Annotated in this window: 21 protein-coding genes; 11 read left to right on the top strand and 10 right to left on the bottom strand. The window is 71.5% G+C overall.

All coding sequences use genetic code 11. From position 1 onward, the window contains the following. Window positions 1-63: 63 nt before the first annotated feature. Window positions 64-474, bottom strand: coding sequence for a Fur family transcriptional regulator (locus P3T29_RS05895; RefSeq protein ID WP_280715206.1), 411 nt, complete (start codon window positions 472-474; stop codon window positions 64-66). 105 nt (window positions 475-579) lie between these two features. Here P3T29_RS05895 and P3T29_RS05900 point away from each other — a divergent pair, with 105 nt between their 5' ends. After that, window positions 580-2,058 carry a catalase gene (locus P3T29_RS05900; protein ID WP_280715207.1) on the top strand — a complete coding sequence of 493 codons (1,479 nt, stop codon included), beginning with the start codon at window positions 580-582 and terminating at the stop codon, window positions 2,056-2,058. A gap of 76 nt (window positions 2,059-2,134) precedes the next feature. Here the strand turns inward: P3T29_RS05900 and hisN are convergent, their stop codons facing one another. The 5 genes from hisN to P3T29_RS05925 all read right to left on the bottom strand — a co-directional run bounded on the left by hisN (window position 2,135) and on the right by P3T29_RS05925 (window position 6,651). Further along, entirely contained in the window at window positions 2,135-2,932 is a 798-nt protein-coding gene (gene hisN, locus P3T29_RS05905) for a histidinol-phosphatase (protein ID WP_280715208.1), read from the bottom strand. Window positions 2,933-3,007: 75 nt separating this feature from the next. Beyond that, window positions 3,008-3,331, bottom strand: a complete 324-nt coding sequence (locus tag P3T29_RS05910) for a multidrug efflux SMR transporter (protein ID WP_280715209.1) — start codon at window positions 3,329-3,331, stop codon at window positions 3,008-3,010. Window positions 3,332-3,469: 138 nt separating this feature from the next. Further along, window positions 3,470-4,525, bottom strand: a complete 1,056-nt coding sequence (rsgA, locus tag P3T29_RS05915; RefSeq protein WP_280715210.1) for a ribosome small subunit-dependent GTPase A — start codon at window positions 4,523-4,525, stop codon at window positions 3,470-3,472. A gap of 17 nt (window positions 4,526-4,542) precedes the next feature. After that, on the bottom strand, window positions 4,543-5,868 hold the full coding sequence (aroA, locus tag P3T29_RS05920) for a 3-phosphoshikimate 1-carboxyvinyltransferase (RefSeq protein ID WP_280715211.1): 1,326 nt from the start codon (window positions 5,866-5,868) through the stop codon (window positions 4,543-4,545). A gap of 75 nt (window positions 5,869-5,943) precedes the next feature. Next, window positions 5,944-6,651: a M50 family metallopeptidase gene (locus tag P3T29_RS05925; RefSeq protein ID WP_280715212.1), complete on the bottom strand. Its 708-nt coding sequence runs from the start codon at window positions 6,649-6,651 to the stop codon at window positions 5,944-5,946. Between the two features lie 149 nt (window positions 6,652-6,800). On the opposite strand from P3T29_RS05925, the gene P3T29_RS05930 reads away from it, so the two are divergent. The 8 genes from P3T29_RS05930 to def all read left to right on the top strand — a co-directional run bounded on the left by P3T29_RS05930 (window position 6,801) and on the right by def (window position 14,368). Beyond that, window positions 6,801-7,577 (top strand): SOS response-associated peptidase, encoded by a 777-nt coding sequence (locus P3T29_RS05930; RefSeq protein WP_280715213.1) that lies wholly within the window; start codon window positions 6,801-6,803, stop codon window positions 7,575-7,577. A gap of 32 nt (window positions 7,578-7,609) precedes the next feature. After that, the gene (locus P3T29_RS05935; protein ID WP_280715214.1) at window positions 7,610-8,245 is read left to right on the top strand and encodes an alpha/beta family hydrolase; all 636 of its coding nucleotides are present in this window, start codon (window positions 7,610-7,612) and stop codon (window positions 8,243-8,245) included. A 372-nt stretch (window positions 8,246-8,617) separates the two neighbouring features. Then, window positions 8,618-9,256, top strand: a complete 639-nt coding sequence (locus tag P3T29_RS05940) for a sigma-70 family RNA polymerase sigma factor (protein WP_280715366.1) — start codon at window positions 8,618-8,620, stop codon at window positions 9,254-9,256. Beyond that, window positions 9,253-9,558: a mycothiol system anti-sigma-R factor gene (gene rsrA / locus P3T29_RS05945; protein WP_280715215.1), complete on the top strand. Its 306-nt coding sequence runs from the start codon at window positions 9,253-9,255 to the stop codon at window positions 9,556-9,558. Before P3T29_RS05940 ends, rsrA begins: the two co-directional genes overlap by 4 nt. Before the next feature lie 212 nt (window positions 9,559-9,770). Then, entirely contained in the window at window positions 9,771-11,261 is a 1,491-nt protein-coding gene (locus P3T29_RS05950; protein ID WP_280715216.1) for an HD-GYP domain-containing protein, read from the top strand. Beyond that, complete coding sequence (locus tag P3T29_RS05955) at window positions 11,258-12,526, top strand: HD domain-containing phosphohydrolase (protein WP_280715217.1); 1,269 nt, start codon at window positions 11,258-11,260, stop codon at window positions 12,524-12,526. Before P3T29_RS05950 ends, P3T29_RS05955 begins: the two co-directional genes overlap by 4 nt. A gap of 142 nt (window positions 12,527-12,668) precedes the next feature. Further along, on the top strand, window positions 12,669-13,652 hold the full coding sequence (locus tag P3T29_RS05960) for a hypothetical protein (protein ID WP_280715218.1): 984 nt from the start codon (window positions 12,669-12,671) through the stop codon (window positions 13,650-13,652). An 86-nt stretch (window positions 13,653-13,738) separates the two neighbouring features. Continuing rightward, window positions 13,739-14,368, top strand: a complete 630-nt coding sequence (gene def, locus P3T29_RS05965; RefSeq protein WP_280715219.1) for a peptide deformylase — start codon at window positions 13,739-13,741, stop codon at window positions 14,366-14,368. Window positions 14,369-14,441: 73 nt separating this feature from the next. On the opposite strand, the gene P3T29_RS05970 is transcribed toward def, so the two are convergent. Next, window positions 14,442-14,735, bottom strand: a complete 294-nt coding sequence (locus P3T29_RS05970) for an MTH1187 family thiamine-binding protein (protein ID WP_280715220.1) — start codon at window positions 14,733-14,735, stop codon at window positions 14,442-14,444. A 219-nt stretch (window positions 14,736-14,954) separates the two neighbouring features. Here P3T29_RS05970 and P3T29_RS05975 point away from each other — a divergent pair, with 219 nt between their 5' ends. Together P3T29_RS05975 and P3T29_RS05980 are read left to right on the top strand one after the other, a co-directional pair. Then, the gene (locus tag P3T29_RS05975) at window positions 14,955-15,713 is read left to right on the top strand and encodes a class I SAM-dependent methyltransferase (RefSeq protein ID WP_280715221.1); all 759 of its coding nucleotides are present in this window, start codon (window positions 14,955-14,957) and stop codon (window positions 15,711-15,713) included. Further along, window positions 15,599-15,958: a dihydrofolate reductase family protein gene (locus tag P3T29_RS05980; RefSeq protein ID WP_280715222.1), complete on the top strand. Its 360-nt coding sequence runs from the start codon at window positions 15,599-15,601 to the stop codon at window positions 15,956-15,958. Before P3T29_RS05975 ends, P3T29_RS05980 begins: the two co-directional genes overlap by 115 nt. Window positions 15,959-16,015: 57 nt before the next feature. Here the strand turns inward: P3T29_RS05980 and P3T29_RS05985 are convergent, their stop codons facing one another. From P3T29_RS05985 to P3T29_RS05995, 3 genes are all read right to left on the bottom strand, one after another. Continuing rightward, the gene (locus P3T29_RS05985; protein ID WP_280715223.1) at window positions 16,016-16,819 is read right to left on the bottom strand and encodes a hypothetical protein; all 804 of its coding nucleotides are present in this window, start codon (window positions 16,817-16,819) and stop codon (window positions 16,016-16,018) included. A 75-nt stretch (window positions 16,820-16,894) separates the two neighbouring features. Then, on the bottom strand, window positions 16,895-17,401 hold the full coding sequence (locus tag P3T29_RS05990; protein WP_280715224.1) for a SigE family RNA polymerase sigma factor: 507 nt from the start codon (window positions 17,399-17,401) through the stop codon (window positions 16,895-16,897). Window positions 17,402-17,592: 191 nt separating this feature from the next. Then, window positions 17,593-18,588: a ribonucleotide-diphosphate reductase subunit beta gene (locus P3T29_RS05995; RefSeq protein WP_280715367.1), complete on the bottom strand. Its 996-nt coding sequence runs from the start codon at window positions 18,586-18,588 to the stop codon at window positions 17,593-17,595. Between the last annotated feature and the right edge of the window lie 31 nt (window positions 18,589-18,619).

Raw genomic sequence — 18,619 nt, forward strand, 5'->3', positions numbered from 1 at the left:
TGCGGCGCCGTACCTACCGATTTCGCGCAGTTCCTCGCGCCCCTTGAAAAACCCCGCAGGCCCTCAGCGGCAGTTCGGGCAGAGGCCTCGGTAGGTGACCTCGGCGCCCGAGATGACGAAGCCGAAGCGTTCGTTGGCGGGGAGGGCGGCGATCGGGTCACCCTGGGGGTGGACGTCGCGGATCGCGCCGCAGCCCGAGCAGATCAGGTGCTGGTGTGCGTGGTGGGCGTTGGGGTCGTACCGCTTGGCGCGGCCGTCGGTGCTGACTTCCAGCACCTCACCGAGCGTGACCATCTCGCCGAGGGTGTTGTAGACCGTGGCGCGGCTGATCTCGGGTAGGCGGTCCACCGCGCGGGCGTGCACCTCGTCGGCTGTGAGGTGGACGTGTTCGCCGTCGAGGACCTCGGCAACGACTCGTCGCTGAGAGGTCAGCCGCCAGCCGCGTCCGCGCAGTCGTTCCAGCAGGTCACTCATAGCAACAGAGTAGCAAGTTCTTAACTTTGCACCAGTATTGACTTAGACAAAGTCCAAGATAGGATCGGTTCATCACGATCGGATATCGCGGAAGGTGCTTCCCAGATGACTGCCCAGGACGAGCTGCGGCCCACGCTCACCACGGAGGCCGGCGCCCCCGTCGCCGACAACCAGAACACCGAGACCGCCGGCATCGGCGGTCCGGCGCTGATCCAGGACCAGCTGCTGTTCGAGAAGTTGGCGCACTTCAACCGTGAGCGCGTGCCGGAGCGCGTGGTGCACGCCCGTGGCGCCGGCGCGTACGGCACCTTCACGGTGACGGCCGACGTGACCCCGTACACCCGGGCCAAGTTCCTCGGTGAGGTCGGCAAGCAGACCGAGACCTTCCTCCGCTTCTCCACCGTGGCGGGCAACCTCGGCTCGGCCGACGCCGTCCGTGACCCGCGCGGTTTCGCGCTGAAGTTCTACACCGAGGACGGCAACTACGACCTCGTCGGGAACAACACCCCGGTGTTCTTCATCAAGGACGCCATCAAGTTCCCGGACTTCATCCACACCCAGAAGCGCGACCCGTACACCGGCTCGCAGGAGGCGGACAACGTCTGGGACTTCTGGGGCCTCTCGCCCGAGTCGACCCACCAGGTGACCTGGCTGTTCGGCGACCGTGGCATCCCGGCCACCCTCCGCCACACCAACGGCTACGGCTCGCACACGTACCAGTGGCAGAACGAGGCCGGCGATTACTTCTGGGTGAAGTACCACTTCAAGACCGACCAGGGCATCAAGAACCTGACCTCCGAAGAGGCGGCCGTGCTGGCCGGCACCGACCCCGACTCGCACCAGCGCGACCTGCGTGAGTCGATCGAGCGCGGCGACTTCCCGAGCTGGACGGTGCAGGTGCAGATCATGCCCGCCGCCGACGCCGCGAACTACCGCTTCAACCCGTTCGACCTGACCAAGGTCTGGCCGCACGCGGACTACCCGCCGATCGAGATCGGCAAGCTGGAGCTCAACCGCAACCCGGAGAACGTCTTCGCGGAGGTCGAGCAGTCGATCTTCTCGCCGTCGCACTTCGTGCCCGGCATCGGCCCGTCCCCCGACAAGATGCTGCAGGGCCGGCTGTTCGCGTACGCGGACGCCCACCGCTACCGCGTCGGCGTCAACGCCGACCACCTGCCGGTGAACCGCCCGCACGCCACCGAGGCGCGCACCAACAGCCGCGACGGCTACCTCTACGACGGCCGGCACGGCCGGGCGAAGAACTACGAGCCCAACAGCTTCGGCGGCCCGGTGCAGACCAGCCGTCCGCTCTGGTCCTCGACCGCCGTCACCGGCGCGACCGGCACCCACGCGGCGCCCTCGCACAGCGAGGACAGCGACTTCGTGCAGGCCGGTAACCTCTACCGCCTCTTCTCGGAGGACGAGAAGGCCCGCCTGATCGCCAACCTGGCCGGCTTCATCGCCAAGGTCTCCGCCGACCGCGACGACATCGTCGAGCGCGCGATCGACAACTTCCGCCAGGCCGACGCCGACTACGGCCAGCGCCTGGAGGCGGCCGTCCGCGAGCTGCGCAAGCAGAAGTAGCGGCACCTCCCACAAGCTGCGGGCCCCTGGACCAGATGACTGGTCCAGGGGCCCGCGCCCATGGTGTGGCTGGTCGTCAGACGCTCAGCAGCCGCAGCGCCTCGTCGTGCAGCAGGCCGTTGGAGGCCACCGCGTCGGCGCCGCCGGGGCCGGGGATGCCGTCCAGGCCGGTGAAGCGGCCACCCGCCTCCTGGACGATGACGCAGGGCGCCGCCATGTCCCAGAGGCTCAGCTCCGGCTCGGCGGCGATGTCCACCGCGCCCTCGGCGACCATCATGTACGACCAGAAGTCCCCGAAGGCGCGGGTGCGCCAGCAGGACCGGGTGAGGTCCAGGAAGCTGTCCAGCCGTCCGCGCTCCTCCCAGCCGGTGAGCGAGGAGTACGAGAACGAGGCGTCCTCCAGCCGGGAGACCTGGGAGACCGAGATCCGGCTCGCCTTGGCGAGGCTGCGGCCCGCGTACGCGCCCAGGTCCTTCGCGGCCCACCAGCGGCGCTGCAGCGCGGGGGCGGAGACGATGCCGACCACCGGTTCCTCGGTGCCGTCCGGGCGGACCTCCAGCAGGGCGATCAGGGTGGCCCAGACCGGGACGCCGCGCACGTAGTTCTTGGTGCCGTCGATCGGGTCGATGACCCAGCGGCGCGGGCCGGTGCCCTGCAGGCCGAACTCCTCGCCCATCACGGCGTCGCGCGGGCGGGCCCGCTGCAGCACGCTGCGGACCAGCTCCTCGGCGGCCTTGTCGGCGTCGCTCACCGGGGTCAGGTCGGGCTTGGTCTCGACCTTGAGGTCCAGCGCCTTGAAGCGCTCCATCGTGATCGAGTCGGCCGAGTCGGCGAGGACATGGGCGAGTCGGAGATCGTCGTGGTAATCGGCCATGTCCGAAACCCTAGCGAGCCGTCCGTGATCCCGACAGCGGGGCTCGCAGGGCGGACAGGGTCAGTGGCCGCCCGCTCAGTGTCCGGAGCCGCTGATCTGGAGGCCGACCACGCCCGCGATCACCAGGCTGATCGAGACCAGCTTGAGGACGGAGGTCGACTCGTTCATCCAGACCATCCCGTAGATCGCGGTACCGGCCGCGCCGATGCCGGTCCAGACCGCGTACGCGCTGCCGACCGGGAGGGTTCTCAGCGAGAGCGTGAGCAGGCCGAAGCTGCCCAGGGCGAAGCAGGCGAAGCCGACCGTCGGCCAGAGCTTGGTGAACCCGTGGCTCAGCTTGAGGTTGATCGCGAAGCCCGTCTCCAGCAGACCGGCGAGGATCACCATGGCCCATGCCATCGGCCTGACTCCCTGTCGCTCGGAGGGCCGGACCGGATGGTCCGACCTTCCTATGATCGCCAGGACGGGCCGATCCACACTTCTGACAGGCCGAAAGCCTGGCCGGAGATCGGTTCGGGAGGCCGCCCGGGGGACCGGTCAGTCCCCTTCGCGGGCTTCCTTCGAGGAGAGCAGCCGGCGCAGCGAGTACAGCCGGGCCTGTTCGGCGTGGCCGTCCGCGACCCAGGCGTCCAGCGCGCAGTCCTTCTCGTCGTGGCTGCAGGCGCGCGGGCAGTCGACCGTCCCCGCCTCCAGGTCGGGGAAGGCGAGGATGACCCGGGACGGGTCGATGTGCGAGAGGCCGAAGGAGCGGAAGCCGGGGGTGTCGATCACCCAGCCCGGGTCGAGCGCCTTCTTCGAGCCGGGCTTCATGCCCGGGGGCGGCGGCAGCCGCAGGGCGAGCGCCGAGACGGTGGTGTGCCGCCCGCGTCCGGTCACCGCGTTGACGATGCCGGTGCTCCGCTGGTGCATCGGCACCAGCGCGTTGACCAGGGTGGTCTTCCCGACGCCGGAGTGTCCGATGAAGACCGTCGCCTGCCCGCGCAGGTGCTCGCGGACGGCCTCCGCGCCCTCGGTCTCCAGGTCGTCCCGCCGGGTCACCACGTACTTGATGCCGAGCGGCGCGTACGCCTCCAGCAGCGGCTCCGCCGGGGCGAGGTCGGACTTGGTGAGCACCAGCAGCGGTTCCATGCCCGCGTCGTACGCGGCGACCAGGCAGCGGTCGATCAGCCGGGGCCGGGGCTCCGGGTCGGCGAGCGCCGTGACGATGGCCAGCTGCTGGGCGTTGGCGACGACGATCCGCTCGTACGGGTCGTCGTCGTCCGCCGTGCGGCGCAGGACGGAGGTGCGCTCCTCGACCCGGACGATCCGGGCCAGGGTGTCCGGCTCGCCCGAGAGGTCGCCGACCACGTTGACGATGTCGCCGACCACCACGCCCTTGCGGCCCAGTTCGCGGGACTTCATCGCCATGACTTCGCGTTCGTTCTTCGTCCCCGCGTCGACCAGGCAGGTCAGCCGGCCCCGGTCCACGGTGAGGATCATCGCGTCGGCGGCGTCCTCGTGCTTGGGCCGGATCCGCGTCCGGGGCCGGGAACCCTTGCGGCCCGGGCGGTTGCGGATGTCGTCCTCGTCGGCGTCCTTGCCGTAACGGCGCATGTGCTTCTAACTCCCCGTCAGCTACTGGCCGGGGACAGGAGATCGGCCCACATCTGCGGGAAGTCGGGCAGGGTCTTGGCGGTGGTGGCCACGTTCTCCACCTGGACGCCGTCGACCGCCAGGCCGATGACGGCGGCGGCGGTGGCGAGGCGGTGGTCCTCATAGGTGTGGAAGACGCCGCCGTGCAGCGGGCGGGGGCGGATCCGCAGGCCGTCCTCGGTCTCGGTGACGTCGCCGCCGAGGTCGTTGATCTCCTTGGCGAGCGCGGCGAGGCGGTCCGTCTCGTGCAGCCGCAGGTGGGAGATGCCGTACAGGTGGGACTCGGAATCGGCCAGCGCGGCGACGGCGGCGATCACCGGGGTCAGCTCGCCGACGTCGTGCAGGTCAGCCTCGATGCCCTTGATCCGTCCGGTGCCGGTGAACTCCAGGCCCTCGTCAGTGAAGCGGCACGTGCCGCCCATCGCGGTGTAGATCTCGCGCAGCTGGTCGCCCGGCTGGTACGTGTGCTTGGGCCAGTCGCGGACGGTGACCTTGCCGCCCGTCACCAGCGCGGCGGCGAAGAACGGCGCGGCGTTGGAGAGGTCCGGCTCGACCACCACGTCCCGGCCGATCAGCGCGCCCGGGGTGACCCGCCAGACGTCCTTCTCGCCGCCGTCCTCCGGCGCGTCGACCTGGGCGCCTGCCTTGCGGACCATGTCGACCGTCATCCGGATGTGCGGGAGGGAGGGCACGCTGCCGCCGATGTTCCGGATCTCGACGCCGTTGTTGTAGCGGGCGCCGGAGAGCAGCAGGGCGGAGATGAACTGGGAGGAGGACGAGGCGTCCAGCTCGACCGGGCCGCCGTCCAGCGCGCCGGAGCCGTGCACGGTGAGCGGGAAGCCGCCGCGCCCGCCGTCGTCGATCCGGGCACCGAGCGCGCGCAGCGCGTTGATCACACCGTGCTGCGGGCGCTCGTACGAACGCGGGTCGCCGTCGAAGTGCACCGGGCCGTCGGCCAGCACCGCGAGCGGGGGGAGGAAGCGCATGACCGTACCCGCGTTGCCCACGTCCACCTGGGCCGGGCCGCGCAGGCGGCCCGCCGGGATGATCCGCCAGGCCTCGCCGCCGCCGGTGCCGCCGGTCGCGGCGTTGACCGTCTCCTCGATGCCGATGCCGAGGGCCCGCAGGCCGTCCGCCATCAGCTGCGAGTCGCGGCTGCGCAGCGGGTGGCGCACCCAGCCCGGGCCGTCCGCGAGCGCCGCCAGCACCAGGGCGCGGTTGGTCGCCGACTTGGAGCCGGGGATGGTGACGGTCGCGTCGACGGCGGCGTTCGCGACGGGGGCGGGCCACAGAGCTTCGGTCATGGGGCCAGTCTAGGGGCCGGTCTGTCCGACCCCCGGTTCCTGCCCGGATGGCGGGAGCCAGGTGCCCTCCCCGGGTCAGCCGGTTGCGACCAGCCAGCTGCCGCCGGCCAACAGGCAGGCGAGGGCGATCACCAGGAAGAGGGTGACCCAGAGCACCGCGCTGACGCCGGTGAGGCGGGCCAGCTGGTCGGCGTCGGAGTCGCGGGCGCCGCCCTGGCGGCGCTTGCGCTGCAGTTCGATCACCGGTCGGACGCCGGCCAGCAGCAGGAACCAGCTGCCCAGGTAGGCGAAGGCGGCTTGCAGCTGGCTGCCGCCGTACCAGGAGATCAGGAAGAACGCGGCGCCCGTGAGCACCACCGAGAGCACCCCGAAGGCGTTCCGGATCATGATCAACAGGGCGGCCAGCAGCGCGATCGAGATCCAGAGCAGCGCGGTGATGCGGTGGGCGGAGAGCAGCGCGGCCCCGCCGAGGCCCAGCAGGGGCGGCGCGGTGTAGCCGGCGGCGGCGGTGAGGACCATGCCGAGGCCGTGCGGCTTCCCGGACGAGACCGTCAGCCCCGAGGTGTCCGAGTGCAGGCGGACGCCGGAGAGCCGGCGGCCGGTGACCAGTGCGACCAGGCCGTGTCCGCCCTCGTGGGCGATGGTCACCACGTTCCGGCTGAGCCGCCAGACCGGGTGCGGCAGTATCGCCAGCAGGGCGAGCCCCGCGCTGCCCAGCACGAGCCAGCGCGGCGGGTCCGGCTGGGAGCCGATCACCCGTTGCCAGACGTCCGCGATGTTCATGCCCTGTCTCCTGTGGTCGTGCCGAGTCGGCAGCCTCCCACGGAGAGACGACTCTGCGGTACTGCCCGGTTCTTGCGCGTTCTCTCTGTGGCGGTTTCTCTCTGTGAGATGGCCGACAACCGGGGCCGCGTGCGTGGCAAGCTGACCGCATGTGCGGTCGATTCGCCTCCACCACCAAGCCCGAGGACCTGGTCGAGCTCTTCGGCGTCGAGCAGTGGGATCCGACGGAGACCATCGCCCCGAGCTGGAACGTGGCTCCCACCGACTCCGCGTACGCCGTCCTGGAACGGACCCCGAAGGGGCTGCCGGACCCGGTCCGCCAGCTGCGGGTGCTGCGCTGGGGGCTCGTACCGGCCTGGTCGAAGTCGCCGGAGAGCGCGGTGAAGATGATCAACGCCCGGGCCGACACCGTGCACGAGAAGCCGTCCTACCGGCAGGCGTTCGCGTCCCGCCGCTGCCTGCTGCCGATCGACGGGTACTACGAGTGGGAGACCATACCCGTGCCCGGCCGGGCCAAGCCGCGCAAGCAGCCGTACTTCGTCAGCCGCACCGACGGCGGGGTGCTGGCCCTGGCCGGGCTGTACGAGTTCTGGCGCGACCGGACCCGCCCGGCCGACGACGCGCTCGGCTGGCTGGTCACCTGCACCATCGTGACGACCGAGGCCGAACCGCTGCTGGCGCCCATCCACGAGCGGATGCCGCTCTTCCTCGACCCCGGCGCGTACGACGCCTGGCTCGACCCGGGCCGCACCGACCCGGACGAGCTGCGCTCGCTGCTGGTCGCGCCCGCGCCCGGCGCGCTGCGGGCCGTCCCGGTGGGGGCGGCGGTCGGCAACATCCGTAACAACAGCCCCGACCTGCTCCGCCCGCTCACCGACGCGGAGCGGAACTTCGGCGGGGCCGGCGGGGGCACCACCCTCTTCTGACCCCTCTGGCCTCTGACCCCTCTGGAGCAGCTGTGCAGACCCTGGTAGCCACCCCCGTCGGCGAGGCCCGGATCACCCGCTTCCCGGCCGTCGGCACCGCGCGGGCGCTGCTCGCGCTCGGCCACGGTGCCGGCGGCGGCATCGAGGCGCGCGACCTGCGGGCGCTGGCCGCCGCGCTCCCCGCGCGCGGGATCAGCGTCGCGCTGGTCGAACAGCCCTGGCGGGTGGCGGGCAAGAAGCTGGGCCCGATGCCGAAGACGCTGGACCTGGCGTGGCTGCCGGTCCTCGCCGAGCTGGCCGGGGACGGGCCACCGCTGGTGGCCGGCGGTCGCAGCGCGGGCGCCCGGGTGGCCTGCCGGACGGCACAGGCGGTCGGCGCGGCCGGGGTGGTGGCGCTGGCCTTCCCGCTGCACCCGCCGGGCCGGCCGGAGCGCAGCCGGGCCGACGAGCTGACAGAGTCGGGACGACCCACCCTGGTGATCCAGGGCGCCCAGGACACCTTCGGCACGCCCGAGGAGTTCCCCGAACTCCCCACCGGGCACCGGCTGGTGGCCGTCCCGTACGCCGGTCACGGGTTCGCGGTGCCCAAGCGCGCGCCGTACCGCGAGGACGAGGCGATGGAGCTGATCACCGGCGCGGTGGGTGACTGGATCCTGGCGCTCTGCTGAGCTCCCCCTTGGCCTTCGCCGTGGAGGGGGGCCTGGTGCCGCACGGGAATGGATTCGTGGGGTGCCTGGGTTTACACCACCGTCAGCAGGTGTCCCGGTGGAAAGGCAGGGCCGATGGGTTCGATCGCGTGCCCCGAACGACCGGACGAGCGTTGCGCGGCGGCTGTATCCGCGCAGCCCGTGTGGTCGGACTGGATTGTCGCGGGCAATAAGCCCGTGGGCCCGATATCCTCGCTCTCGGGTGGGCCCGCTGTGGGCTTCAGCCGCAATGCCGAGGAGGTGGGTCCGGTCGTCGGGACCGAGGACGAGGCCGAGCCGGGCGAGGTTCAGCCGGTGAGTGAAGTGCTCACGGGCGAGGAGCTGGCCGAGGCGATCGGCGAGGACACCTTCCGCGTGTCGGCACAGGAGAGCGAGGAGGCCCGGCGGGAGCGCTTCGAGCGCGACGCACTGGGCTTCCTGGACCCGATGTACTCCGCCGCGTTGCGGATGACCCGTAACCCGGCCGATGCGGAGGATCTGCTCCAGGAGGCGTTCGCCAAGGCTTACGCGTCCTTCCACCAGTTCCGCGAGGGCACCAACCTCAAGGCGTGGCTGTACCGCATCCTCACCAACACCTTCATCAACTCGTACCGCAAGAAGCAGCGTGAGCCCCAGCGGACCGCTGCCGAGGAGATCGAGGACTGGCAGCTGGCCCGGGCCGAGTCGCACATGTCGACCGGTCTGCGTTCGGCCGAGACCCAGGCGCTCGACCACCTGCCGGACAGTGATGTGAAGGACGCCCTGCAGGCGATCCCCGAGGAGTTCCGGATCGCGGTCTACCTCGCGGACGTCGAGGGCTTTGCGTACAAGGAGATCGCGGACATCATGGGTACACCCATCGGTACGGTGATGTCCCGGCTGCACCGTGGCCGCCGCCAGCTGCGCGGCATGCTGGAGGACTACGCCCGTGAGCGCGGGCTCGTCCCGGCGGGTGGCGGGGCAGGGCAGGAATCGAAGGGCACGGGGTCATGAGCTGCGGCGATCCGCACGACACCGAGTGTGGCGAGGTTCTCGACCACCTCTACGAATTCCTCGACAACGAGATGAACGAGGGCGACTGCGCCAAGCTCCGGGTGCACTTCGAGGAGTGCTCGCCGTGCTTGGAGAAGTACGGTCTCGAACAGGCGATCAAGGCGCTGATCAAGCGCTCCTGCGGCTGCGACGACACGCCGTCCGATCTGCGCAGCAAGGTGCTCGCGCGGATCGACAGCATCCGTACGCGGCAGCGCGCGGGCGAGTCGCTGGTCGCCACCGAGGCCACGGCCGCCGAGTAGCCGTCGCGCCGTCCACGTCCCAATCTCACTCGTTCGGGTGAGGTGACGCGGAGTCGGCCGGGCCAATCCGCGATGAGGTGCCCAGCGCGCCGGGCGGAGCCCTATTCTCCTGACGGGCCCCCAAGCCGGGGCGCCCCCAGGGGTAGTGGGGTCGTGGCGGGGAGGCGGAGATCGCCGACGAGAGCGAGGGCGCGGCGCTGTCGGGCGCGGCGGTGCGGTATATCGCGGCGGTGCTGCTCGCCGCTGCGGCCTGTCTGCTGGCGTCGGTCCTACCGCTCTCCGGTCGGATCGGCCGAACGGGCCTGCTGGCCGGGTCGGTGGACTGGCCCAGGGTGGCCCTGCTCGCCTTCCTGCACTCCTGCTGGGACGCGCTCGCGCAGGGCTCGCCCGGCACGTGCTTCCGGGTCGTACGCCGGCTGCTTCGCCGTGAGGCCGGTGTGGGTGAGCCCACCCAGCCCACCGGCTCGGCCTTCTTCCCGGTGCTCTTCGCCGGGGTGCTGATGCTCCCGCCCGCCGCCGCAGCCCTGGTCGCGCTCCCTGCGGCGTTCTTCGGGTACTCGTCGCGGCACGGCCTGCTGCGGCGCTTCTGGAACGCCGCTCAGCTCGCCCTGGCCGCCTTCGGCGCGGGCGTCGCCTTCCGGCTGCTGAGCGGCCCTCAGCTGCTGCTCGGCTCACGCTTCCCCGGTGCGGTGCTGCCCGCGTCGGCGGCCGTCGCGGTCTTCTGCCTGGTCAACGGCCTGTTGGTGGCCGGGATGCGGCGTCTCGCCGAGCCCGGCAGCCGGTCCCGGGGCCGGGCCCGATCCCGGATCGGGTACGGCCTCCGGCTCGGCCGGGCGCTGCCCGTACTGGTGCACGGAGCCGGCGGGCTGATGCTGGCGGTGCTCTGGCAGGGCCCGTACGGCGCGTTCGCGGCGGTGCTGGCGCTGCTGCCGCTGTCGATCTCCGCATGGGTGTTCGCCGAGGGGCGCCGGGAGCGTACGGCCCATCAGGCCGCCGTCCAGGCGCTGGTCCAGGCGGTGGAGATCAAGGACGCCTACACCAGGGGCCACAGTGAGCGGGTCGGCCGGGCCGCCGTGCTGATCGCCCGCCAGCTCGGGATGGCGGAGGAACGGCTGCGCACCCTGCACTTCGCCGGCACCCTGCACGACGTGGGCAAACTCGGCGTCGCCACCGAACTGCTGCGCCGGAACGGCCCGCTGACCGAGGCCGAACGGCGGGCCGTCGAGGTGCACCCGGTCTTCGGGCACGAGCTGGTCCGCGACATCGCCTTCCTCGGAGAGGCACGGGCCGGGATCCTGCACCACCACGAACGGCTGGACGGTCGCGGCTACCCCAGCGGCCTCGCCGGGGACGGCATCCCGGAGTTCGCCCGGATCATCTCCGTCGCGGACGCCTTCGACTCGATGACCTCCACCCGCTCCTACCGGCGTGGCCGGCCCGTCCCCGAGGCCGTCGCCGAGCTGGAGCGCTGCGCGGGCAGCCAGTTCGACCCGGCGATGGTGTGCGCGCTGGTCGCCGCCGTCGCGGAGCACGGCTGGGAGCCCGCGCTGCCCCCGCCGGGTGACAGCGAGGTGCCGGACATCCCGCTCGGCGTCCCCGAGCCCGCCCGGCGGCTGCCCGCCCAGGGGCGTACCGCGCCCACGTCTCGTGGTGCTGCCGGCGGCGGTGCTTCCGGTGGCGGTGCTTCTGGCGGTACGCCGTGATCGCGGTCCGGGCGGTGCACCTGGCCGCCGCCGCGCTGCTGCTGGCGGCGGTCACCTGGTCGGCCCTGTCGGGCCTCTCCGACCCCGGCGTGGCGCTGGTGTTCATGGCCGTGATCGCGATCGGCGAGCGCGTCCGGGTGACGCTACCCGGCAACCGCGAGCAGGCCCCGATCGGCGCCGCCGTCGCACTGGCGTACGCGCTGCTCGGGCCGCTGCGCGGCCTGCCGACCTCGCACGGCGTCCTGCAGGCCGTCGCGGTCGCCGGGGCGGGGACGCTCGCCGGGATGATCCGGCTGCCACCCGGCCGGCCCGGGCCCGCGATCCTGGACGCCGCCGCCCGGCGGCTGCTCACCGTCGGCTTCGCCGCCACGCTCTTCCAGCCGCTCTACAACAGCGGAGCCCTGGACCGGGTGCCGCTCTCCGGCCCGGCGTACGGGGGCTTCCTGACCGGCGTGGCGGCGCTCACCGCGCTCTGCGACGCGACCCTGGCCGCCGTGCTGCACCGGGCCAGGACGAGGCAGCGCTTCACCACCGCGCTGGAGGACGAGCTGCACGCGCTGCTCGGCATCGGCTCGGCGATCGTCGCCACCGGCATGCTGATCAGCCTGCTGGCGGGGGAGGTGGGGCTCTGGGCGCTGCCGCTGTTCTGCACCCCGCTGCTGCTCGCGCAGGCGTCCTTCCGCCGGGCCGCCGCCGTCCGGGCCACCACCGGGCAGACCATCGAGACGCTGGCCAGGGCCACCGAGATCGCCGGTTACACCCCCGTGGGCCACGCGCGCAGGGTCGCCGACACCGCGTGCGCGCTCGGCCGCGAGCTGGGGCTGGGCACCCGCGAGCTCGCCCTGTTGGAGTACGCCGCGCTGATGCACGACATCGGCCAGCTCTCGCTGGTCGAGCCCGTCCCCGGTGGTGCCACGGCGCTGCTGCCGCAGCCCGAGCAGCAGCGGATCGCCCGGCTGGGCAGCGAGGTGATCCGCCGTACCGGAGTCCCGCGCCAGGTCTCCCAGCAGGTCGCCAGGCTGGCCGACCCCTGCTGCCGCCCGGACGGCTCGTACGACCGTTCGCTGCCGATCTCCGCCCGGATCATCCGGGTCGCCAACGCCCACGACGACCTGCTCACCGCCGCCCGCGACCGGGGCCTCTCCGGCCCCGAAGGGCGGCTGGATGCGCTCGAGCGGCTCCGGCTGGAACGGGGTCGGACGTACGACCCGAGGGTGGTCGAGGCGCTTGCCCGGGTGGGCCGCCGACCGCGCGGGACAGAGTGAGCTGACTTGTGGGGAGCGCGGCCCAGGGGCGTCGTGGTTGGATGCGGTCGTAGCGTGGAACACCGGAACCGGGGCCACTCCCGGCCACTGGGACAGGTACCGCAGGACGGGTACCGGCGGACGACAACGGCAGGGACGGAACGTGAGGATCTTCCACCGCACAAGGCACCGGCCGTCGGCCACCTGGCGGCAGACGACCGACCGCGCCTTCACCCTGATCGGTGACGGCCGGTACGAGGACGCGGGCGCACTGCTGGTGATGGCCGCCGACCTGGAGCCATGGCTCTCCGACTCCTGGTTCAACCTGGCTCTGCTGCACAAGTTCCGCCGCGACTGGGACCAGGCCCGCGCCGCCGGGCTGCGCGCCGTCGCGCTGCTCGACCGCGAGCACGGCGCGCCCGACTGGTGGAACCTCGGCATCACCGCCACCGCCCTGCAGGACTGGTCGCTGGCCCGGCGCGCCTGGCAGGCGTACGGCCTGCGGCTGCCCGCCGGCGGCGCGCCGGCCGGCCCGGTGGAGCTGGACCTCGGCACCACCCCCGTGCGGCTCTCCCCGGAGGGGGAGTCCGAGGTGGTCTGGGGCAGACGGCTGGACCCGGCCCGGATCGAGGTGCTCTCCATCCCGCTGCCGTCCTCCGGCCGTCGCTGGGGCGAGGTGGTGCTGCACGACGGTGCCCCGCACGGCGAGCGGGTCGCGGAGGGTGTGGCGTACCCCGTCTTCGACGAGATCGAACTCTGGGCGCCCTCACCGGTACCCACCTACGTCGTCCTGCTGCAGGCCGGCACGGCGGGCGACCGGGACGCCCTGGAGCGGCTGGTGGCCGACGCCGGGTACGCCGCCGAGGACTGGACCTCGTCCGTCCGGCTGCTCTGCCGAGCCTGCTCGGAGAGCCGGATGGCCACCGACGACGGCCACACCGCGCACCACGACCCGCACGACGACGGCGACGCCGCCCACCCCGGCCACCTGAGCCACCTCAGCCAGGGCAGCGGCGGGATGTCCTGGCTGGCCGAACGCGAGTGCGGGATCGCGGCCCCCGCCGGGCTGGTGCGGACGCTGCTCGACCGCTGGGTGATGGCCTCGCCCGCCACCCGGGCGTACCGGGACCTGGAAGAGGTCTGCTGAGCCCGGCAAAGTAAGGGCCGGTCGGCCAGGCGGGGCCGTACCCTTGAGCGGTACATCCCGGAGACCCACGAAAGCGGAACGCAACGATGTCGGATCAGCACGATCACGAGCACACGCACGACCACGACGAGGCCGCCCCGGTCCAGAAGGTCGTGGGTGAGGAGCACGACAGCTCCAAGGGCACCGCCCGCCCGATCACCGTGGTCGGCAACCCCGTCCTGCACCGTGAGTGCAAGGACGTCACGGTCTTCGACGCCGCGCTCGCCGAGCTGATCGACGACATGTTCGTCTCGATGTACGCGGCCGAGGGCGTCGGCCTGGCGGCCAACCAGATCGGCGTGGACGCCAAGGTCTTCGTCTACGACTGCCCGGACGACGACAACACCCGCCACATCGGCCACGTGATCAACCCGGTGCTGGAGGAACTCCCCGCCGCCCGCCGGGTGCTGGACGACAGCAACGAGGGCTGCCTCTCCGTCCCCACCGCGTACGCCGAGCTGCCGCGCCCGGACTACGCCGCCGTGACCGGCCAGGACAAGGACGGCAACCCGATCCGGGTCGAGGGCACCGGCTTCTTCGCCCGCTGCCTCCAGCACGAGACCGACCACCTGTACGGCTACCTGTACATCGACCGCCTCTCCAAGCGCGACCGCAAGGACGCCCTGAAGCAGATGGCCGAGGGCACCGCCAAGTACGCCACGGTGGCGAACGCCTGACGGTTCGTCAGTCTTGCGCGCGCGGCCGGGCCTTCGTCGGATTGCCCGGCCGCTGTCGTTCTCCCTCCCCCGGTCAGCCGGCCAGGTGGCGTTCGAGCGACTCCAGCTTGGTGGTCAGCCCGCCCGTGACACCCTCGCGATCGTCGATCTTGATGACGGTGCTCACCCGGCCGCTGTAGGCCTTCACGGCGTCGATCGCCCGCTTGATCACCGGCATCACCTCGTCCCAGTCGCCCTCGATGCTGGTGAACATCGCGTCCGTCCGGTTCGGCAGCCCACTCTCCCGGACCACCTTCACAGCGGCGGCGACCGCCTCCCCGACATCCTCACCGATCCCCAACGGGGTCACGGAAAACGCAGCGATCACGGCTCACTCCTGGCCTCCGGCCCCGGGGGTGTGGGCCCCGAGGCGGTTCTGACTACAGATCAGGTCGAGGCTATCCCGGCCCGCTGCACGTGAGAGTCGGTCGGGAACACGTCGCTCGCGCCTGTTCGGGCGAGGGGGACCCGGCACGGCTCCTCTGGGGGGCACGCGTCGGACGTCCCTGGGTACCGCATCGGTGATCAGAGCCAGGCCGACGCCTACATGGACCTCGGCTACGGGATCGCCAAGGAGATCGACAGCCCCGAACTAGCCTCGCTCATCCTCGGCGGCCGGGCCTTCAATGCCTCCTACGGTGGCGACCCGGAAGGCGGCCTGGACTACGCGCTCGCGGCCGTGGACCATGCTGAACGTGGGGCGCCAACTCGGATGGAGTGGACCCAGCAGCCCGGCGTCGGGCCCGGCGCCGAGATCCTGGGCGACGACCTGACAGGGCGTCGGATCGTCGAGCTGGGCTGCGGAGCCGGCCATAACACCGCCCACCTTGCTGCCGTCGGTGCTCGCGCCATCGGCGTCGACCGATCGGCGGGGCAGATCCGCCGCGCGATAGGCCACTACCGGCACACCGGCGCGCTGTTCGTTCACGGCAGCGCGCTCATCCACCTCACCCGCTCCGCCGTGCCGCTGCACGCGGTCGTGTCGGTCTTCGGCGCCGTAGGCCTCACCGAACCAACTCGGCTGCTGGCCTCCGCCTCCGCCCGGCTCACCCCGGGCGGCATCCTCGCCTTCGCGGTCCCACACCCCCAGCGCACCGGCACTCTGACCCGCAACCCGATCACCCGTGAGTCCGTCGACCTGCCGGGCGGCAGTCAGACCACAGTGGAGCGCTGGGAGCTCGACCCGGCCGGATGGTCGCGGGCGCTCAATCGCTCCGGACTGGCCGTCATCGCGGTCGAGCACTACTTCGCCCCGGTCGACGCCCGCTGGCCGACCACTCTCCTCATCACCGCACGGAAGCCCTGACCACCACGGGAGCCACCGATGCAAGCCCCGGTGGCCAGATCCACACCCAGTTCCTGTCCCAGGGGCTGGCCGACGAGGTGCACCTCGCGATGGCTCCGCTGTTGGTCGGGGAGGCCGGTGCTCCGCGCTTCGTACACCCGGCCGAGTACCCCGGTGGCAGCACCCGCCGCATGAAGCTGCTCGACGCCAGGACAGTTGGTGATGTGGTGCTGCTGCGCTACGCGCCGAAGGAGTACTCCGCCTGAGTCGTGAGCCGGCCGCCCGGACGGGGGTTCTGCCCCCGTCTTCGGCATGGCAACAGGTCAGCCGACGGCACCGAGGATCGGTGCCCAGGCGGCACCGGTGAGTGCGGCCGCCACCTGCTGCTCGGAGAGCGGGGGAGCGTCTCGGGTCGGCTTCGGTGTGTCGGCACCGCTGCCGCCGCCGGTGCTGTTCCACTCCACCAACTGAAGCTGCGCGCCGGTCGATTTCAGGGTGACCGTCACCGTCCAGCGGTGGGCGGTGTCGGCACGAACCGGGTGCTCGGCCGCGCTCTGCTCCGACATCACCAAAGCCCCGCCCGGAATCGCGGCGCTGCTCGGCAGCTCGCTCAGCGTGCAGGTGTCACCTGCGGCACGCGCGGGCGTACGGTCGCAGCTCAGCCCGTCGCCGTCCCTGAGCGGCAGCTTGAGCCGCAGGGCCGAGACACCGACGTAGGCGGCGCCGTGCCCGTCGTCGAGGACGAGTCCACTGTTGGCGACGTACCCGCCGGACGGATCCGAGGGATTGTTGCTCTGCCCGGTCACCTGGCTGAACCGGCCCCCGGGGAACGTCAGTTCCAGGGCCTGGATCATCTGGGTGTCGGTGATCGCGGAACGGGGCATCGCCAGCGCCACCGACTCCATGTCGGATCCTGCGGAGTGCGTCCCGGCGAGCGTGCCGGGGAGCACCAGGCCGGCCGCCGCGATCACGGCGCAGGCGCCGACCCCGGCGAGGATGCCTGCGCTGCGCCGACGCCGACGGCTCCGTCCGCGCTCGACGGCTCCGCTCAGGAGCGCGGTGAGATCGGGTTCGAGGGAGTCGGTCGTGCGGTCCAGGGCATGTGCGAGGTCTGCTTCGAAGGGCATGCTGACGTCACCTTTTCTGTCGCTTTTCTGTCGCTGATGGGGGCTTTACGGTGGTTTGACCTGCGGGCACGGTGTTCAGTGCGGAACCAGGTCGGACAGGCTGTCGCCGAGCAACGCACGCACCCTGCCGAGTGCTCGGGTGCCCTGGGAGCGGACCGCGCTGCTGCTCAGCCTGAGCATCCGGGCGGTCTCCTCGATGCTGCGGTCCTCCCAGTAGCGCAGCATCAGCACCGCCCGGTCGCGGGGCGGCAGTTGGCCGAGTGCATCCAGCAGGGTGAGCCGCAGTGCGGTGTCCGGGCCGGACGCCGCACTGTCGGGCATGTTCCCGACGGGCCGCTCGCCGGTGCTTCGCCGGCGCCGCAGGCTGAGGAAGGTACGGACCAGAACCGTCTGGGCGTAGGCCGCCGGGCTGTCCGCACCGGCCACCCGGTTCCAGTGCACGTACACCCGGCTGAGGGTTTCCTGGACCAGGTCCTCGGCAAGATGCGTGTCGCCGGCCGCGAGTACGTACGCCGAGCGGTACAGCGCCTTCGCTCTCGCGGCCACGAACTCCAGGTACTCATCCTCCTGTGCTGATTTCACTCGGTCCCCGCCTGTTCTTCTGTTCCGTGATCCCCGCGCATACCCCTCATGACTACGTGAGACGTCAGGATGTCGCGCGAGCGGGGCAGCTTTCCCTTCCACCGCCGGCCCGCCGGGCGACGGTGGATAAAACACAGCTGCCCCCGGCCGGTTGGGGAACCGGGCGGGGGCAGCAGTGGGGAGCGTGGGGCTTAGAAGTCGTCGTCGAAGGAGACCGAGCCCTCGACCGCGACCTGGTAGGCCGAGACGCGGCGCTCGAAGAAGTTGGTCAGCTCCTGGACGTTCTGCAGCTCCATGAACCCGAACGGGTTGGTGGAGCCGTAGCGGATCGGCATGCCGAGGCGGGCGAGCCGCTGGTCGGCGACGGCCTGGAGGTACTCGCGCATGGACGCGGTGTTCATGCCGGGGAGGCCCTCGCCGCACAGGTCCTGGGCGAACTGGAGCTCGGCCTCGACGGCCTCCTCCAGCATCTCGGTGACCTGCTTGGCCATCTGGTCGTCGAACAGCTCCGGCTCCTCCTGGCGGACGGTGTCCACCACGGAGAAGGCGAAGTCCATGTGCATGGACTCGTCGCGGAACACCCAGTTGGTGCCGGTCGCCAGGCCGTGCAGCAGGCCGCGCGAGCGGAACCAGTACACGTACGCGAACGCACCGTAGAAGAACAGGCCCTCGACGCAGGCCGCGAAGCAGATCAGGTTGAGCAGGAAGGCCCGCCGGTCGTCCTGGGTCTGCAGCGAGTCGATGTGGTCGACCGCGTTCATGTACTTGAAGCAGAACTGGGCCTTCTGGTGGATGGAGGGGATGCTCTCCACCGCGTCGAAGGCGGCCGCGCGGTCGTCCGGGTCGGGCAGGTAGGTGTCGAGCAGCGTCAGATAGAACTGGACGTGCACGGCCTCCTCGAACAGCTGCCGGGACAGGTAGAGCCGGGCCTCGGGGGAGTTGATGTGCTTGTAGAGGCTCAGCACCACGTTGTTCGAGACGATCGAGTCACCGGTCGCGAAGAAGGCGACCAGCCGGCCGATCATGTGCCGCTCGCCCTCGCTGAGCTTGGCGAGGTCGGCGACGTCGGAGTGCAGGTCCACCTCCTCGACGGTCCAGGTGTTCTTGATCGCGTCGCGGTAGCGGTCGTAGAAGGAGGGGTAGCGCATCGGACGGAGCGTCAGCTCGAAGCCCGGGTCGAGCAGCATCTTCTCGCGGCCGGGGGTCTCGGGGGTGGTG

Origin of the sequence: Kitasatospora sp. MAP5-34 (assembly GCF_029894335.1) — a bacterium.
Taxonomy (GTDB): domain Bacteria; phylum Actinomycetota; class Actinomycetes; order Streptomycetales; family Streptomycetaceae; genus Kitasatospora.

What these genes read in the sequence shown, in the direction of transcription:
- aroA (WP_280715211.1), bottom strand. Translation starts at nt 5,868, where the DNA reads ATGACCGAAGCTCTGTGGCCCGCCCCCGTCGCGAACGCCGCCGTCGAC.
- P3T29_RS05925 (WP_280715212.1), bottom strand. Translation starts at nt 6,651, where the DNA reads ATGAACATCGCGGACGTCTGGCAACGGGTGATCGGCTCCCAGCCGGAC.
- P3T29_RS05985 (WP_280715223.1), bottom strand. Translation starts at nt 16,819, where the DNA reads ATGCCCTTCGAAGCAGACCTCGCACATGCCCTGGACCGCACGACCGAC.
- def (WP_280715219.1), top strand. Translation starts at nt 13,739, where the DNA reads ATGTCGGATCAGCACGATCACGAGCACACGCACGACCACGACGAGGCC.
- P3T29_RS05930 (WP_280715213.1), top strand. Translation starts at nt 6,801, where the DNA reads ATGTGCGGTCGATTCGCCTCCACCACCAAGCCCGAGGACCTGGTCGAG.
- hisN (WP_280715208.1), bottom strand. Translation starts at nt 2,932, where the DNA reads ATGGCCGATTACCACGACGATCTCCGACTCGCCCATGTCCTCGCCGAC.
- P3T29_RS05910 (WP_280715209.1), bottom strand. Translation starts at nt 3,331, where the DNA reads ATGGCATGGGCCATGGTGATCCTCGCCGGTCTGCTGGAGACGGGCTTC.
- P3T29_RS05900 (WP_280715207.1), top strand. Translation starts at nt 580, where the DNA reads ATGACTGCCCAGGACGAGCTGCGGCCCACGCTCACCACGGAGGCCGGC.
- P3T29_RS05895 (WP_280715206.1), bottom strand. Translation starts at nt 474, where the DNA reads ATGAGTGACCTGCTGGAACGACTGCGCGGACGCGGCTGGCGGCTGACC.
- P3T29_RS05975 (WP_280715221.1), top strand. Translation starts at nt 14,955, where the DNA reads ATGGACCTCGGCTACGGGATCGCCAAGGAGATCGACAGCCCCGAACTA.
- rsgA (WP_280715210.1), bottom strand. Translation starts at nt 4,525, where the DNA reads ATGCGCCGTTACGGCAAGGACGCCGACGAGGACGACATCCGCAACCGC.
- P3T29_RS05995 (WP_280715367.1), bottom strand. Translation starts at nt 18,588, where the DNA reads ATGCTGCTCGACCCGGGCTTCGAGCTGACGCTCCGTCCGATGCGCTAC.
- rsrA (WP_280715215.1), top strand. Translation starts at nt 9,253, where the DNA reads ATGAGCTGCGGCGATCCGCACGACACCGAGTGTGGCGAGGTTCTCGAC.
- P3T29_RS05980 (WP_280715222.1), top strand. Translation starts at nt 15,599, where the DNA reads ATGGTCGCGGGCGCTCAATCGCTCCGGACTGGCCGTCATCGCGGTCGA.